Source organism: Exiguobacterium sp. B2(2022) (assembly GCF_028823655.1).
Lineage (GTDB): Bacteria > Bacillota > Bacilli > Exiguobacteriales > Exiguobacteriaceae > Exiguobacterium > Exiguobacterium aestuarii_A.
On sequence record NZ_JAPEHX010000017.1, the window covers coordinates 28,053 to 44,994 of the forward strand.

A 16,942-nucleotide genomic window follows, 5' to 3' on the forward strand; every position below is an offset into this window, starting at 1 on the left:
TCCTCCCTTTTCCCTTTCAATGCTATTAAGAAATAGTTTTGAAAGCGTTTTCTTTCCCTGTTTCAAGTTTACCTTTTCTCTGAAAGGGTCGCAAGTTATGTTCCCTATTGTAACAAATTTCACATATATTTTTCACAAAAAAGGCGGCTCTCCGCACGAAGAGTCGCCTACATCAAATTTGAGTCATGACCGTTTTGCGTAAATAGTGATGCAGCTGTTCTACCGGAATCGGTTTACTGTAATGATATCCCTGGATGAGTGAACCACTATATTCTAATACGAAAGCCAGTTGTTCTGGTCGTTCGACCCCTTCCGTGACGATATCAAGGCCGAGTGTGTGGAACGTTTGATACAATCCTTCTAATAACGCTCGATCAAATTTGTTCTCCGGAATCCCCTTGACGAAGTTCTGGTCAATTTTAATAATATCGAGACGTAGCGATTGAAGGTAAGATAGCGATGATGTGCCGACGCCGAAATCATCGAGTGATATTTTGACACCGATCGTCTTCAACGCTTGAATGAACTGTTGGAGTTCATACACATTCCCACCGACCTCGCTTTCTGTAATTTCTACATGCAATCGATGAGGTGGGAAGCTCGTTTTGGTGAGCGTTTCTTCTAGTGCCTCTAAAAATGACCCATCTAAAATCTGGCGTTTCGACACATTGACAGACAAAAATAAATCAAAGCGTTCCGCATAGTCTTGAATCTCCGTGATGGCTTTTACAAGTACCCATCTTCCCACATCCGAAATGAGCCCAAGTTGTTCGGCAACGGGAATGAAGACACCTGGGGAGACGAATCCTTTTTGAGGATGATGCCAACGAATTAACGCTTCTACTCCTCTCACTTGAAACGGTTTTGGTGAGACGATTGGTTGATAATACAATTCGAATTCGTCGTGACGCAGCGCATATCGCAAATCTCTTTCCATCTCGAGCGCCTGCAAGTAATGGCTCCCGTCTTCGATGTCCTGATAAGAGAGGATCTTGTCCTTACCTGATGCTTTAACTTCGTGTAAGACGACATCGAGACGTGCCATCATGACCTCATAGGAATGATGGGAAGGTTCCAACTCATCAATTCCGATACTTAACGTCAGATGATTCATGCCTTGCTTTAAGCCCCACTCTCTCAAATCTTTCACCAATTGATTCGCAACGATCACTAACTCTTCGGTCGCCCATCCAGGGTGAATCATGATGAATTCATCAGCTCCGATTCGGGCAACAAAACCATCCTCTTTGTAAAACATCAATCGAGACGCAAAGAAAGATAACATCGCATCACCCGTCCGTTGACCGAACTGATCGTTGATTCGTCGGAAGTTGTCGAGGTCAATCCCCATCACTCCGATCGAGTAGGACGTGTTCGGCAAGTTCATAAACATGTCTTCAACGGCCAAGCGGTTCGGAAGGCGAGTCAGAGAATCTCGAAAGGCACGCGTCAACGATTCTTTCTGTGTCTGTTCAAGTGCATCTAGCACTTCATTTATACTGACTGCCATCTCTTCGATTTCATCCTGTTGACGTGGATTCAATCGGATTCGTAAGCGACTGTTTCGCTCTTTCGTGATCCACTTCAATTCTTTAACGATGTCCATTAACCGTTTCGTGACGATTTGATTCACTGTCCAAAACAAGGTCAACAATAGTCCGAGACCGAGAACGAGAAGTCCAAGCATGCCCGTTTCTAACATCGTCTGTGTGTTTGAATAATACGTACGCTTCACCGAAAAATTGACTTCCCAGTTCGCATCTTGATAGACCGACTGCAGTGGTAACGAGACACGGGCAAACTGATTGTCTTGCTCAATCGTCAATCGTTGATGCGAGAGTGGACTGATAGAAAGTTTCGTTTTTGCCTGTACGCTCATCGCCGCCATGAAGTCTGGACCAATTTTTTGAATGAGGACGAGCGTACCCCCAGGTTCCCCAGTTCCATCACTCTTTACGATTGGATGGCTCATGAACACGACGGGGCCGAAGTCTGTACCATATACCGCACTTTGTGTGACGCCAGACGAGTTTACGTAACGCACCAGTTCATTTATGAAATCATTCTTCTCATTCTTACTGTCCAACTCATAAAATTGATTGAATTCGGAGTAGACGACTTCTCGATTGTCGTTGAGGAAAATCATCGCCCCAACCTCAAGATTGTCGAGCGTTTCTTTTCCCATATTGTTTTCAATAAACGACTCATTTTTGTTTTGAACGAAATCGTAGGCGTTTGTCCAGACCGACCAATCGACAAGGATGCGCTCGAGCATGCTTCGATGATTGGCGAATACTTCTGTCACGCTCTCGATTTGATCGTGGGTCATCGCCTTGTCCTGTTCAATGCTCTTCTCTACGAAATACGGTTTGATGACAAATAGAATGACGCCAATGAAAAGTACGATGTTAACGGCAATCGCAATGAATAGTTTTGTTTGAACACGCAGGTCGACCACCCTCTTTCCTCAAGCTACTTTATTATTGTAGAACAGGATATCGGGATTCCCTTTTTTTCGCATGAAAAAAAGGATGGGTTGACCCATCCTTCAAATAATCTGTGTGAACGCTCGCGACCCGATATCTGTCCGGTGGAACGTATCCGGCAAATCGAGTTGTGCGATGGCTTCATAAACGGCTGTCTTCGCTTCAAGTAGCGTCGGTTTCGTCGCGGTGACAACGAGCAAGCGACCACCGCTTCCCACGACTTGACCGTCTTGCTGTGCAGTTCCAGCATGGAAGACGAGAACGTCCTGCGGGAGCGCATCAAAACCAGACAGTACTTGCCCGGTGACAGGTCGGTCCGGATAACCTTTCGCTGCGATGACGACACCCATTGTATAGCCGTCGACCCATTCAATCGAATAAGGTTCTTGGCGGATGACCGTTTGAATCACGTCGAGGAGCGGTGATTTCAAATTCGGCAAAATAACTTCTGTTTCCGGGTCACCGAAGCGAGCATTAAATTCAATCACTTTTGGTCCGCTCGATGTCAAGATCAGTCCGGCGTATAAGAATCCTTCAAACGGAGTTCCTCGTTTGACCATCGTTTGAGCGAGCGGTTCGAGAACCGTCTTCACCGCTTCGTCATACACGTCTTCTGACAAATGCGGCATCGGACTGTAGGCGCCCATACCACCTGTGTTCGGTCCCTTGTCACCGTCATAGGCACGTTTATGATCTTGTGACGTAATCATTGGAATGACACGCTCTCCCGAGACGAACGCCATGAGTGAAAATTCTTCCCCGTCAAGGAACTCTTCAATGACGACCTGTGACTGTTGTCCGAATTTATCCGTCGTGAAAATATCACGCACTGCGGCTTTTGCCTCTTCCACTGTGAACGCGACCGTGACACCTTTTCCAGCGGCAAGGCCGTCTGCTTTAACGACGAGCGGTGCTCCAAGCTTCTCAATATAGGAGAGCGCCGATTCTGCATCCGTGAACGCTTCATACGCTGCTGTCGGGATGCCCGCCTCCATCATGACCTCTTTTGCGAACGCCTTACTTCCTTCAAGTAGGGCCGCTGCTTTCGTCGGTCCGAAGATGTTTAGTCCTTTAGCACGGAACGTATTGACGACCCCTGCCATCAAAGAAGATTCCGGTCCGACAATTGTCCACTCGATATTCGTTTCTTCTGCGAACTGAGCAAGTGCCTCGACGTCTGTCTCATTGATCGACACACATGTCATGCCTTCCATGAAGGCGTTACCTGGTGCAACGAAGACGTGATGTCCGTCTTGTTTTAATTTCCAAGCGAGCGCATGCTCGCGTCCTCCTCGACCGATGACCATTACGTTCATGACGCGAACCCCTCTCAGTGTTTGAAATGTCTGACCGATGTGAATACCATCGTAATGCCGTGACGGTTTGCTGCTTCAATCGATTCGGCATCGCGGATCGACCCACCTGGTTGAATGATGGCTGTAATGCCTGCCGCTGCTGCCGCTTCGACTGTGTCTGCCATTGGGAAGAACGCGTCACTTCCAAGCGCTGCGCCTGTCGCACGCTCACCCGCTTGTTCGAAAGCGATTTTTGCTGCTCCGACGCGGTTCATCTGCCCCGCTCCAATCCCAATCGTCGTCTCATCTTTCGCTACGACAATGGCGTTTGATTTCACGTGTTTGACGACGCGCCATGCGAGTTTTAAATCTTCCCATTCTGATGCTGTCGGGCGACGGTCCGTCACGATTTGGCAAGCCGCATCATCGAGTGTCATGTCGTCCCCATCTTGTACGAGCAATCCTCCAGCGACAGCTGTTAAGCGCATCCCTGTCATTTGACCCATATCCAACGTTAACAGACGAAGGTTCTTTTTCTCTTTCAATCGTTCAAGTGCTGCCTCACTAAAGGATGGAGCAATAATGATCTCTAAAAAGATGTTACGAAGGGCATCTGCCGTTTCTACATCGACTTCGCGGTTCAAGGCAACGATCCCACCAAAAATAGAGACCGGGTCAGCCGCATGTGCACGTTCGAACGCCTGAGAAATCGTCCGTCCTACTGCGACACCACATGGGTTCATATGTTTGACGACGACAGCAGCCGGTTCGTTCAACTCACTGAGTGCTTCAAGCGCTGCGTTCGTATCTTGAATGTTGTTATACGAAAGCTCTTTCCCGTGGAGTTGTGTCGCATTCGCGAGTGTCATCCCATCATACAATGGCGTCTTATAGAACGCTGCTTGTTGGTGCGGGTTTTCTCCATAACGAAGGTCTTGAACTTTTTCATACGTGACCGTCAACTGTTCTGGGAAGGTTTCCCCGATTTGACGCCCTAAATAATCGGCGATCAATGCGTCATAAGCAGCCGTATGACGGAACGCTTTCGTGGCGAGACGTTGGCGTGTCTCAAATGATGTGCCACCTTTACGTACTTCATCTGCAACGAGTGTATAGTCATTCGGATCAACGACGACCGTGACGCTCGCATGGTTTTTTGCAGCTGAACGCAACATGCTCGGTCCACCGATATCGATATTTTCAATCGCTTCTTCGTACGTCGTATTTTCTTTTGCAATCGTCTCTTTAAACGGATAAAGATTGACGACCACGTAATCGATTGGTTCGATATCATGGTCTTTCATTTGAGCGACATGTGTATCGAGGTCGCGACGTCCGAGCAATCCGCCGTGAACGAGTGGGTGTAACGTCTTGACACGACCATCTAACATTTCTGGGAACGATGTCACCTCAGAGATGTTTTTGACCGGTAAACCGGCTTTCTGGAGTGCCGCCTCGGTCCCTCCTGTCGAGATGAGTTCGATGCCCGCCTCATGTAGGACAGTTGCTAGTTCCACAATTCCTGTTTTATCAGAAACACTTAATAATGCTCTCACTTGAAAACCTCCTGTTGATTCAACACTTGTTGTAATACGCGCGGATACAGTTGATGTTCAATCGCTTGAATGCGTCGTGTCGCTTCAGTTCGGTCGCATCCTTCAATCTCGACTGACGCTTGTGCGATGATCGGACCCGTGTCCATCCCCGCATCCACATAATGAACCGTCACGCCACTCGTCGACACGTTTGCGTCAAGCGCCTGACCAATCGCGTCTTTCCCCGGAAACGCAGGCAAGAGCGAAGGATGAATGTTTATGATTCGGTTCGGATATGCGGATAGTAACACATTTCCGATCAAGCGCATATACCCTGCTAACACAATATAGTCCACACGAAGCGAATCGAGAAGGACGAGGATTTCTTCCTCGAACTCCTCTTTAGACGCATACGTTTTCGGTGTGAAGGAAAAACTCGGAATTCCGTGACGCTCCGCACGGTCGAGAACCGTCGCTTCTGGTTTGTCCGTGACGAGTAGCACGCATTCGGCTGACAATTGTCCATCGGCAATCGCCTGCCAAATGGCTTCTGCGTTACTCCCCGACCCTGATGCAAAGATGGCAAATCGTTTCATTGGTCCACTCCTGAGATTCGGATTCCTGGACGACTCTCGACTTTCCCGATTCGATGCGCTGTCTCACCAACACGTTCGAGCGCCGCTTCGACCAGTTCCACATCTTCTGCACGTACCGTAATCATATAACCAATGCCCATGTTGAAGACATTGAACATTTCCTGTTTCGAGATGTTTCCGACTTGTTCGAGCCAATCGAACACAGGAAGACTTGGCCAACTCGATGCATCGAACGTGATCCCGAGTCCTTCCGGTAACATACGAGGGACATTCTCATAGAAGCCACCGCCTGTGATGTGTGCCATTCCTTGTACTTTACCTGTCGAAATCGCTGCTTTTGCCGCTTCAGCGTAAATGCGTGTCGGAAGAAGCAACGCGTTCCCAAGTGTCGTATCGAGCATCGCAATTTCATCCGTATAGTGAAGACCTTGCGCTTCGACGATATGACGTACAAGAGAAAAACCGTTTGAATGAACACCTGAAGAAGCAAGCCCTAGAACGACATCTCCATCCTGAATCGTAGAACCGTCGAGTAAGTGCTCTTTCTCGACGACCCCGACCGCAAACCCGGCAATGTCATACTCCCCATCCGGGTACATTCCAGGCATCTCAGCAGTTTCTCCTCCGACGAGGGCACAACCGGCTTGGACACATCCTTCAGCGACTCCGGCAACGATGCGCTCAAGTTTAGCCGGTTCTGCTTTTCCTGTCGCAATATAGTCGAGGAAATAGAGCGGTTCTGCTCCATGAACGAGGCAATCGTTGACGCACATCGCGACGCAATCAATTCCAATCGTGTCATGTTGGTCGAGCGCGAAAGCCAACTTCAGCTTCGTCCCGACCCCATCCGTCCCACTCACGAGAATCGGATGTTTCATGTTCATCGAGCCGAGATCAATCATCGCCCCGAAACTACCGAGTCCTGTCATTACTTCTGGACGCATCGTCCGGGCAACATGACGTTTCATACGGGATACGGCCTCGTACCCTGCTTCTAAATTCACACCCGCTTGTTCGTATCTAACGCTCATCGGTTTTCCCCCTTAAGCCTTTGTCTCTGTCACGAGTTCTGCAAGTTCAGTCGGATAAAGTCCCGTGAAGCATGCAGCACACTGCCCGCGTAGCGCTCCTTCAAATGGACGATCGATGGCTTCGACCGTTCCATCCAATGTGAGAAACGCTAGTGAATCGGCACCAATCTCTTCTCTAATTTCTTCAACGGATTTGGTTGCCGCAATTAACTCTTCCTTCGTTGATGTATCGATTCCGTAATAGCATGGATGCTTGATTGGCGGTGACGTGATGCGCACATGCACTTCCGTCGCGCCTGCCTCTCGAAGCAAAGTGACGATTCGGCGGCTCGTCGTTCCTCGGACGATGGAATCATCAACCATGATGACCCGCTTCCCATTCACGACACCGCGTAACGCCGACAGTTTCATCTTCACGCCGCGCTCCCGTAATTCCTGAGAAGGTTGAATGAATGTCCGTCCGACGTAACGGTTCTTAATAAGTCCCATCTCGTATGGGATTCCACTCGCTTCGGCATAACCGATTGCCGCGGAAATACTCGAGTCCGGTACCCCCGTCACGACATCCGCTTCGACCGGCGCTTCTTCGAACATCTTTTTCCCCATGGCTTTACGCGCCGTATGCACGTTGATGCCGTCGATGATCGAGTCCGGACGTGAGAAGTAAATGTATTCCATCGAACACATCGCACGAACTGCCGCTTCACTGAAACGTTCAGATGTGATGCCCTCATTCGTAATCATGAGTAATTCGCCTGGTTCAACGTCTCGGACATACGTTGCTCCAACGACGTCAAACGCACATGTCTCTGATGCGAAAACGTACGCACCGTCTTCCGTCTGCCCGAGTGACAAGGGACGTAACCCATGAACGTCGACTCCGACGTATAGGGCATCTTCTGTCAAAAATAAGAAGGCGAATGCTCCAACGAGACGAGCCAAGCTATCCGCAATGCGTTCTTTCAATGAATTACCGCGACTCCGCTTAATGAGATGGGCCACGACTTCCGTGTCAGACGTCGTTTGGAAGATCGCACCTTCCGCTTCGAGCATATGTTTCAACTCAGTCGCATTCACAAGGTTTCCGTTATGCGCCATCGCCAAGTCCCCTGTCAACGACTTGAAATGGAGCGGTTGAACATTCTCGAGCGTGTTGCCGCCCGCTGTCGAATAGCGTACGTGACCGATTGCATGATTCCCGGTGAGTGCGTCGAGAGACGTTTCGTCAAATACTTCGGTGACGAGCCCGAGTCCACGTTTCGCGTGGAGACGCTCTCCGTCCGCCGTTACGATTCCCGTTCCCTCTTGGCCACGGTGTTGCAAACTGTGAAGTCCGTAGTAGGCAAGGTGTGACGCTTCGATGTGACCGAACACACCGAAGACGCCACATTCCTCGTTCATGCCTCGGATGTCATATAACATGGAATAGCTCCTTCCCATACACGTTCCAACTCTTGCACATCCATTTCAATCAAGCGATCGCTTGCACGAACAACCACAGTTGCCGCTTCTGTGACTGTACCGATTGCCGTTCCGTTCGTCATGCTCGCGAATGCCTCTGCTTTTGTTTGGTCGACTGTCACGAGGAAGCGTGACTGGGATTCACTAAATAGTGCAGTGACGAGTTCTGTATCGATTGTGACGTCGACACCGAACCCTGTTCCGAAAACGAGTTCTGGTAACGCTGCCGCAAGACCACCTTCTGACACATCGTGTGCTGCCGTGACAAGACCGTCACGAATCGCTTGAAGTAATGCTTTCTGCGTCTGACGCTCTTCCTGAAGGTCGAGTGTCGGCGCATGTCCTCTCACTTTTCCGTCTTGAAGCATTTGAAGGGCACTGCCACCAAATTCTGCTTTTGTCTCTCCAAGTAAGAAGACGACGTCTCCGGCTTGTTTCGCAAACGATGTCGTAATATGCTCTGGCTTCTCAATGAGACCGACCATTCCAACGACCGGTGTCGGATAAATGGCTTGTCCGTTCGATTCGTTGTACAACGATACGTTTCCACCAATGACAGGTGTATCGAGCGTCCGGCACGCTTCCGCCATTCCTTCAACGGCTTGGTCGAGTTGCCAGAACCCTTCCGGTTTATCCGGGCTGCCGAAGTTGAGACAGTCCGTCAAAGCAAGAGGCTCTGCACCACTCGCGACAATGTTACGTGCCGCCTCGGCGACAGCGATTGCCCCACCGACACGCGGGTCGAGATAGACGTATTTCGCGTTACAGTCGGTCGTCATCGCGAGCGACTTCTCCGTCTCACGAATGCGAATAACTGCAGCATCACTGCCCGGTGCGACGACTGTCGATGTTTGAACCATATGGTCGTATTGCTCATACACCCAACGTTTCGAGGCGATGCTCGGCATCGCAAGAACGTCTTTCCAAGTCGCCATCACATCTTCGACGATTGGTGTTACAGAACTCATGGCTTGGAAAGCTTCGTAGTAGGCTGGTACTTTTGAAGGTTTATGATAGACAGGAGCGTCTTCTGCGAGCGCGTCGACCGGTACCTCTGCTGCAACTTCTCCTTGGTGAACGAGGCGAAGCACTTTCTCTTCGATGACCTCGCCGACCTTGATCGCATGAAGTCCCCACTTCGTCACGATCGCTTCAATCTCGTCTTCATGTCCGGCTTTGACAACGAGAAGCATCCGCTCTTGTGATTCCGATAGCATCATCTCGTAAGGCGTCATGCCTGTCTCACGTTGCGGGACGAGGTCTAAGTTCATCTCGATCCCCATACCGGCTTTCGAGGCCATCTCCGCTGAAGAAGAGGTCAATCCAGCTGCCCCCATGTCTTGAATCCCGACGAGCGCCGGGTGTTTGATGACTTCGAGACACGCTTCAATCAATAACTTCTCCATGAACGGGTCTCCGACTTGTACGGCTGGACGTTTCTCGTCCGCGTCTTCCCCGAGTTCTTCAGAGGCGAATGTGGCACCATGGATTCCGTCGCGTCCCGTCGTCGCTCCGACATACATGACCGAGTTTCCGACACCTTCTGCGATTCCTTTTTGAATATCTTCATGACGGATGAAACCAACACACATCGCGTTGACGAGAGGATTTCCTGAGTAGGCCGGGTCAAATGCGACTTCGCCGCCGACAGTCGGGATACCGACACAGTTTCCGTAGCCGGCAATGCCTGATACGACATGACCGAATAAATGTTTCACACGTGATTCGTTCAAATCTCCGAAACGGAGTGAGTTCAATAATGCAATCGGACGGGCCCCCATCGAGAAGATGTCACGGATGATTCCGCCCACCCCAGTCGCCGCTCCTTGATAAGGTTCAATCGCTGACGGGTGGTTATGACTCTCGATTTTAAAGGCGACAGCTTGACCGTCTCCGATATCGACGATTCCCGCCCCTTCTCCTGGTCCTTGTAAGACGTGCTTTCCGGTTGTAGGAAACTTCCGGAGCACAGGTTTCGAGTTTTTGTACGAACAGTGTTCAGACCACATGACCGAGAAGAGACCGATTTCTGTATAGTTTGGCTCCCGGCCAAGCAGTGAGACGACGAGTGCATATTCGTCGTCCGATAATCCCATCGTGGCATAAATCTTTTCATCGCGGATTTGCGTAGCTGTCGGTTCAGTTGTAAGTAACATGTCGTGCCCCCCATTTTACAATTGACGTGAATAACCGTTTACCGTCTTCTCCACCGAGCAATGCTTCGACCGCACGCTCTGGGTGTGGCATCATGCCGAGTACGTTTCCTGCTTCGTTCGTGATGCCGGCAATCTGTTCGACCGATCCGTTCGGGTTCTCTTTATAGGTGAACGCAATCTGACCATTTGCCTTCAATGTCTCGAGTGTCGCGTCGTCACAGTAGTAGTTGCCCTCACCGTGTGCGATTGGCACGCGAATCGTTTCCTGTGCCGCATAGTCACTTGTGAACATCGTCTCGTTATTTTCGACGACGAGTTCGACGGTCTTACACATGAATTTCAAATCACGATTTCGCATCAACACACCAGGGAGGAGTCCCGCTTCGACAAGTACTTGGAATCCGTTACATACCCCAAGCACCGGACGTCCTTCTTCTGCGAAACGTTTTACCTCAGCCATAATCGGTGAAAATTGAGCGATTGACCCGCAACGCAAGTAATCTCCATATGAGAAGCCACCTGGTAAGAGCACCCCATCGAACCCTTCAAGTGAGGTTTCTGTATGGAACACGTATTCCGCTTCTTCCCCGAGCACGTCTTTTACCGCGTGATACATGTCGAGGTCACAGTTTGATCCTGGAAAGACGATGACCGCGAACTTCATGCAAGTACCCCCATCTCGATTTCATAATTCTCAATGACCGTGTTGACGAGTAATTTCTCACACATCTCTTTGACCATGTCTTCTGTCGTTTCGTCAGCGACCTGAAGTTCGATGACTTTCCCGATGCGAACCGATTCAATTCCAGCAAATCCAAGATGCTCGAGTCCGCCTTTCACAGCTACTCCTTGTGGGTCGAGTACACTTTCACGTAATGTCACATACACGTTTACTTTTTTCATTGTCCATTTCCCCCTATGCGTGTTAACAATTGTCCATACGTCTCAGTCAAAGAACCTAAATCGCGACGGAATACGTCCTTATCCAACTTTTGTTTTGTCTCTTTGTCCCACAGTCGGCACGTGTCTGGTGAAATCTCATCCGCTAAGATGATGGTTCCGTCCACTTTCCCGAATTCTAGTTTGAAATCAATCACGTCAATGCCATGTTGACCGAAGAAATCGAGTAATACGTCGTTTACCCAAAGGCCGAGTTGTCGCAATGTTTCGACTTCTTTATGTGTAGCGACTTGCAACAAACGGATATGGTCTTCTGTAAGGAGCGGATCCCCGAGCGCATCATCTTTATAGTAGAATTCGACAATCGGTGCAAGGAGCGGTGTCCCTTCTTCCCAACCGAGTCGTTTCGCCAGGCTTCCAGCCGCTACGTTTCGAACGACTACTTCTAATGGAATGATGTCGACACGGCGTACCAACTGTTCTCGCTCTGAGATTCGTTTGATAAAGTGCGTCGGAATCTTGTTGTCATGCATCAATTCGAACAACTGCGTCGTGATGGCGTTGTTCAGGATCCCCTTCCCATCAATCGACTCTTTCTTCTCTCCATTGAATGCTGTCGCATCGTCTTTGTAATACACGCGAAGCACACCCGCTTCTTCTGTCTCAAATAACGCTTTCGCCTTGCCTTCATAAATTGCTTTCATCTGAACCGTCCCCCTTAAAAGTGAGAGGGGCATGTCGCCCCTCAACGATTACAAACCACAGCGTTCAAAAATTGTATCGACACGGCGTACATGATAACGCGGGTCGAACAATTCATCGAGCTCTTCACTCGTAAAGAGTGCGCCCATTTCTTTGTCCTCTTCAATCAATGTTCGGAACATCGTCTCTTCTTCCCACGCTTGCATCGCCTTCGGTTGAACCGCGTCATATGCCGCTTCACGCGACCAGCCTTTCTCGATGAGACCGAGCAGAATACGTTGCGAGAAGATAATCCCGAACGTACGGTCCATGTTGCGACGCATGTTATCTGGGAAGACCGTCAAATTCTTCACAATATTGCCGAAGCGATTCAACATATAGTTGAGAAGAATCGTCGCATCCGGAATAATGATGCGTTCTGCTGACGAGTGCGAGATGTCACGCTCATGCCAAAGCGGAACGTTTTCGTAAGCCGTCATCATATGACCGCGAATGACACGCGCAAGACCCGTCATGTTTTCAGAACCGATTGGGTTTCGTTTATGCGGCATCGCCGACGATCCTTTTTGCCCTTTTGCGAAGAACTCTTCCACTTCACGTGTCTCTGTCTTTTGGAGACCACGAATCTCGGTAGCCATCTTTTCAATCGATGTCGCAATCAATGCGAGCGTCGACATGTACTCGGCATGGCGGTCCCGTTGGAGCGTCTGTGTCGAGATCGGTGCAGCTTGGATACCGAGTTTGTCACACACATATGATTCGATGAACGGGTCGATATTCGCAAACGTCCCGACGGCTCCGCTCATTTTCCCAAACTCAATCGTTTCGCGTGCTGCCATGAAACGTTTCTTGTTCCGCTTCATTTCTTCATACCAAAGGGCAAGCTTCAAACCGAACGTTGTCGGCTCTGCGTGCACACCGTGTGTACGTCCCATCATGATGTCATATTTATGTGCTTTTGCTTTTTCTGCAAGAATGCCGATGAAGCGATCTAAATCGGCTTCTAAAATATCATTCGCCTGCTTGATTAAGTACGAGAGCGCCGTATCGACGACATCCGTCGACGTCAATCCGTAGTGTACCCACTTCTTCTCTTCCCCGAGTGTCTCAGAAACGGCACGCGTGAACGCAATCACATCGTGACGCGTCTCTTGTTCAATTTCTAAAATACGATCAACATCAAACGATGCTTTGTCCCAAAGGACTTGTACATCTTCTTTCGGGATAATTCCAAGTTCACTCCAAGCCTCACACGCGTAAAGCTCAACTTTTAACCAAGCCTCGAACTTGTTTTGATCGGTCCAAATGTTCGCCATCTCTGGGCGGGTATAGCGTGAAATCATAAAACGGTCTCCTTCCAAATTGCCAGTTGTTCGATGGTATGAAGCGCATCCTCGACTGTGTCACCGAGAACATTCAAGTGTCCCATCTTGCGACCCGTCTTCGCTTCATCTTTTCCATACAGATGTAGTTTAACATTCGATGGCAATGCTTTGACATTGAGTCGTTGCATATGTTCGCCGAGAAGATTGACCATGACGACCGGAGTGGTCAGTGTCGTTCGTCCGAGACGCATCCCTGTAACGGCTCGAATGTGTTGTTCAAATTGTGAGGTCTCACATGCATCGATCGTGTAATGTCCAGAATTATGTGGACGTGGTGCGAGTTCGTTTACGTAAAGGCGACCATCTGGCATGACAAACAACTCGACAGCGAGTGTTCCCATCAACCCGATGTGGTCTGCGAGTTGAAGTGCGAGATGTCTCGCATCTTCTTGAATCTCATCAGCGACACGAGCCGGTACGATGGATAGATGTAGAATGTTGTTATGATGAATATTTTCACTGATTGGGAACGTCGACGTTTCTTCTTCTCCACGTGTCACAATGACCGAGATCTCTTTTTCAAACGGCAACCAAGCTTCAGCGACATATTCTTGTTCCGTGAACTGTTCAATGAATGCCTGAACATCCTGTTCCGTCCGAATGACTGTTTGCCCTTTTCCGTCATAGCCAAAGCGACACGTTTTGACGACAAATGGCAACCCAAGCTTCTCTTTCGCCTCCCGAACATCTCGAACGGTACGGACTGAAACATAAGGTGCGACTCGTAGTCCCGCAGATTCAATCATTTGTTTTTCTAAGATGCGATGTTGCGTCGCTTTCAATACATCCATTCCTTGTGGACATTTTTCTTCAATCGCAGCAATCATCTCTGTGTCGATATTCTCAAATTCGTATGTCACGATGTCAGAACGGTCGGCGAGTTTCTTTGCGGCGTCGACATCATCAAATGAGGCAACAATGGAATCTGCCACTTGAGCAGTCGGTGCATGTGGGTTTGGATCGAGACAAAGTGTCGTATACCCCATTGCACTCGCACTAAGAGACATCATCCGTCCAAGTTGTCCTCCACCTAAAATTCCGATTCTCATCAGACCAACTCCTCCGTTCCTCGCATCGCCATCTCTTGTTTCTTCTCCCGAAATGCATCAAGTCGATTTGTAATGTCTGTGGAGTGAATGCTAAGAATTTGAGCAGCAAGTAATCCTGCATTTGTCGCTCCCGATTTACCAATCGCAACAGTTGCTACTGGAATTCCTGCAGGCATCTGAACAATCGAGAGTAGCGAATCCATTCCATTGAGAGCTTTAGACTGAACTGGGACACCGATGACAGGAAGTGTCGTTTTCGCAGCTACCATTCCAGGGAGGTGGGCTGCTCCACCAGCACCCGCAATGATTACTTGAATGCCTCTGCCTCGTGCCTCTTCAGCATATTCGAACATAAGGTCTGGTGTACGGTGAGCTGATACGACTTGTTTTTCATATGGAATCTGTAACTCATCTAACATGTCACATGTATGTTTCATCGTCTCCCAGTCAGATGAACTACCCATGATTACTCCAACTACTACGTTCATTCCAAATGTCCCCCTTACAAAAAGAAATCCCTAAACCGAGCAATCAGTTTAGGGTATAGGCATGACAAATACACGTCAGCTACACCCCATAGTCTGATCAGAATCGGTGATCAGGTAGAAACTTGCAAGCCATTTCCTTGCGATTATATGGAGCACTATTTATTTTTCCTATCTCACACGCCTATCGTACCTTGTTCTTTGAAAACATGTCAATAAACTGCGAACATTTTAATTGTCTGAATATTTATCGTTCGCTTTTTGGGTGTGATGAGAAACTTCTTTGCATATCCTGTATTCTATTAGAAAAGGGGGAGTTAGATGAATTACATATCGAGTCTTCGGGAAGTGATTGGCAACCGTCCAATCATCAGCGTTGGAGCGACCATTTTAGTCATCAATCAAAAACAAGAGGTACTTATGCAATTTAGATCGGATACACTTGACTGGGGTTTACCAGGAGGATCGATGGAGCTCGAGAAACGTTGGAAGCGAGAATTAAAAGAAGAGACTGGACTTCTCGCTAAGTAATTTGAATTCATTCAAGTCTTTTCCGGTCCAGATGGTTACTGTGAACTACTCACCACTTATTTGCTTCACAAATTGAAGGGGGAGCTTCTTGGGAAGACCGTGCTCCTACCAGCCACGGTTATGGACCAAGCTCGTCGGGCAGTCCCTGCCCTGAAGGATTGTCAGTCGGCCAACATCAACAGGTTGATGCTCGCGTTGATGTCACGGTCATGATGCGCGCCACAGACACACGTCCATTCACGGACATCCATCGCCTTCTTCTCGCCCTTTACGCCGCAAGTGGAGCAGATTTGAGTGGATGCGTACCAAGGGTCTGCCTTGATGAGTGTCCGTCCGTAGAAGTTTGATTTGTATTCGAGTTGACGGACGAACTCGTACCAACTGACATCTGCAATCGATTTGGCGACCTTGTGGTTTTGCATCATATGCTTCGATTTCAATGTCTCCACGACGATGACTTGGTTCTCGTCAACGATCCGTCTCGACAGTTTGTGAAGGAAGTCCTTGCGTTGGTTGGCAATCTTTTCGTGTCTCTTGGCAAGGATCAGCCTGGTCTTCTCACGGTTCTTGCTCCCGATCTTCTTTCGCGACAGCGCCCGTTGCGCCTTCTTGACCTTCGCCTCGGACTTACGAAGGAAACGTGGGTTTTCGATTTTCTCCGATACCATCGCGTCGTTCGTCATGACGGCGAAGTGTTCCAGACCGAGATCGATCCCGACCTTGTTCTCGGCTGGGATCCATGGTGCATCGTCCTGTTTGACGAGGATGGAGATAAAGAACTTGCCTGTCTTGGTCATCGAGACCGTCGCCGACCGGATGACGCCCTCGAACGGGCGATGTTGTGTGAACCGCACGAACCCGACCTTCGGCAGACGAACCTTGCCCGCCTCGATGCGGATCGTGCCATGCTGGTTGTTCGTCGTGTAGGAGGCGCGCGACCGCCGTCTCGATTTGAAGACCGGGAAGCCGCCCGTCCCGGCGAAGAACTTCGCGAACGCGGTGTCGAGGTATAAATGATACTTTTAATGTGTCCTAAAGTGATGGGATAAGAATGTACAATTTTGTCTCCTTCTCGCATACTTGTTCACGAGGTGAACGACTATGCAAATTCAATTAAACGTAGACACGACGTTCCAGGTGAACGAACTAACGGACCTACAGAAATTCAACGACATGATGGAGACGATGAACATGAAAATCAATAAGAGCCAACTCGCTAGAGAAATGGGGGTCGACCGCAGGACAGTCAATAAATATCTCAATGGCTACCGAAAGCCTGATAGAAGAAACCGTGAATCCGTAATTGACGCCTACTATCCGATCATCCGGG

15 protein-coding genes, 1 pseudogene and 1 riboswitch are annotated in these 16,942 nt (G+C 49.2%); of the genes and pseudogenes, 2 read left to right on the plus strand and 14 right to left on the minus strand.

Features of this window, described 5'->3' with window-relative positions; genetic code table 11:
• Positions 1-172: 172 nt before the first annotated feature.
• The 13 genes from ON063_RS04980 to purE form a co-directional block, all read right to left on the minus strand.
• Complete coding sequence (locus tag ON063_RS04980) at positions 173-2,458, minus strand: bifunctional diguanylate cyclase/phosphodiesterase (protein ID WP_274664429.1); 2,286 nt, start codon at positions 2,456-2,458, stop codon at positions 173-175.
• 90 nt (positions 2,459-2,548) lie between these two features.
• A complete protein-coding gene (gene purD / locus ON063_RS04985; protein ID WP_274664430.1) occupies positions 2,549-3,802 on the minus strand; it encodes a phosphoribosylamine--glycine ligase in 1,254 nt (417 codons plus the stop codon).
• A gap of 14 nt (positions 3,803-3,816) precedes the next feature.
• Positions 3,817-5,337 carry a bifunctional phosphoribosylaminoimidazolecarboxamide formyltransferase/IMP cyclohydrolase gene (gene purH, locus ON063_RS04990; protein WP_274664431.1) on the minus strand — a complete coding sequence of 507 codons (1,521 nt, stop codon included), beginning with the start codon at positions 5,335-5,337 and terminating at the stop codon, positions 3,817-3,819.
• Positions 5,334-5,912: a phosphoribosylglycinamide formyltransferase gene (gene purN, locus ON063_RS04995; protein WP_274664432.1), complete on the minus strand. Its 579-nt coding sequence runs from the start codon at positions 5,910-5,912 to the stop codon at positions 5,334-5,336. The genes purH and purN overlap by 4 nt, the downstream gene beginning before the upstream one ends.
• Positions 5,909-6,943, minus strand: coding sequence for a phosphoribosylformylglycinamidine cyclo-ligase (gene purM / locus ON063_RS05000; RefSeq protein ID WP_274664433.1), 1,035 nt, complete (start codon positions 6,941-6,943; stop codon positions 5,909-5,911). The genes purN and purM overlap by 4 nt, the downstream gene beginning before the upstream one ends.
• Before the next feature lie 12 nt (positions 6,944-6,955).
• Positions 6,956-8,365 (minus strand): amidophosphoribosyltransferase, encoded by a 1,410-nt coding sequence (gene purF, locus ON063_RS05005; protein WP_214758269.1) that lies wholly within the window; start codon positions 8,363-8,365, stop codon positions 6,956-6,958.
• On the minus strand, positions 8,341-10,560 hold the full coding sequence (gene purL, locus ON063_RS05010) for a phosphoribosylformylglycinamidine synthase subunit PurL (RefSeq protein ID WP_274664434.1): 2,220 nt from the start codon (positions 10,558-10,560) through the stop codon (positions 8,341-8,343). Before purL ends, purF begins: the two co-directional genes overlap by 25 nt.
• A complete protein-coding gene (gene purQ, locus ON063_RS05015) occupies positions 10,544-11,224 on the minus strand; it encodes a phosphoribosylformylglycinamidine synthase subunit PurQ (protein WP_274664435.1) in 681 nt (226 codons plus the stop codon). Before purQ ends, purL begins: the two co-directional genes overlap by 17 nt.
• Positions 11,221-11,463 carry a phosphoribosylformylglycinamidine synthase subunit PurS gene (gene purS, locus ON063_RS05020; protein WP_074032936.1) on the minus strand — a complete coding sequence of 81 codons (243 nt, stop codon included), beginning with the start codon at positions 11,461-11,463 and terminating at the stop codon, positions 11,221-11,223. The genes purQ and purS overlap by 4 nt, the downstream gene beginning before the upstream one ends.
• Positions 11,460-12,164 carry a phosphoribosylaminoimidazolesuccinocarboxamide synthase gene (gene purC, locus ON063_RS05025; protein ID WP_147536348.1) on the minus strand — a complete coding sequence of 235 codons (705 nt, stop codon included), beginning with the start codon at positions 12,162-12,164 and terminating at the stop codon, positions 11,460-11,462. The genes purS and purC overlap by 4 nt, the downstream gene beginning before the upstream one ends.
• A gap of 48 nt (positions 12,165-12,212) precedes the next feature.
• Positions 12,213-13,505: an adenylosuccinate lyase gene (gene purB, locus ON063_RS05030; RefSeq protein ID WP_214696700.1), complete on the minus strand. Its 1,293-nt coding sequence runs from the start codon at positions 13,503-13,505 to the stop codon at positions 12,213-12,215.
• Complete coding sequence (gene purK, locus ON063_RS05035; RefSeq protein WP_214747512.1) at positions 13,502-14,596, minus strand: 5-(carboxyamino)imidazole ribonucleotide synthase; 1,095 nt, start codon at positions 14,594-14,596, stop codon at positions 13,502-13,504. The genes purB and purK overlap by 4 nt, the downstream gene beginning before the upstream one ends.
• Positions 14,596-15,084 (minus strand): 5-(carboxyamino)imidazole ribonucleotide mutase, encoded by a 489-nt coding sequence (purE, locus tag ON063_RS05040; protein WP_274664436.1) that lies wholly within the window; start codon positions 15,082-15,084, stop codon positions 14,596-14,598. The genes purK and purE overlap by 1 nt, the downstream gene beginning before the upstream one ends.
• Before the next feature lie 69 nt (positions 15,085-15,153).
• Positions 15,154-15,255, minus strand: a riboswitch (purine riboswitch).
• A gap of 147 nt (positions 15,256-15,402) precedes the next feature.
• Here purE and ON063_RS05045 point away from each other — a divergent pair.
• Positions 15,403-15,612, plus strand: a complete 210-nt coding sequence (locus tag ON063_RS05045; protein ID WP_274664437.1) for an NUDIX domain-containing protein — start codon at positions 15,403-15,405, stop codon at positions 15,610-15,612.
• A 161-nt stretch (positions 15,613-15,773) separates the two neighbouring features.
• On the opposite strand, the pseudogene ON063_RS05050 reads toward ON063_RS05045, so the two are convergent.
• A pseudogene (locus tag ON063_RS05050) lies at positions 15,774-16,580 on the minus strand (RNA-guided endonuclease TnpB family protein); the annotation flags it as partial.
• A 133-nt stretch (positions 16,581-16,713) separates the two neighbouring features.
• Between ON063_RS05050 and ON063_RS05055 the strand changes: the two are divergent.
• A partial coding sequence (locus ON063_RS05055) for a helix-turn-helix domain-containing protein (protein ID WP_274664438.1) occupies positions 16,714-16,942 on the plus strand: 229 nt, incomplete at its 3' end.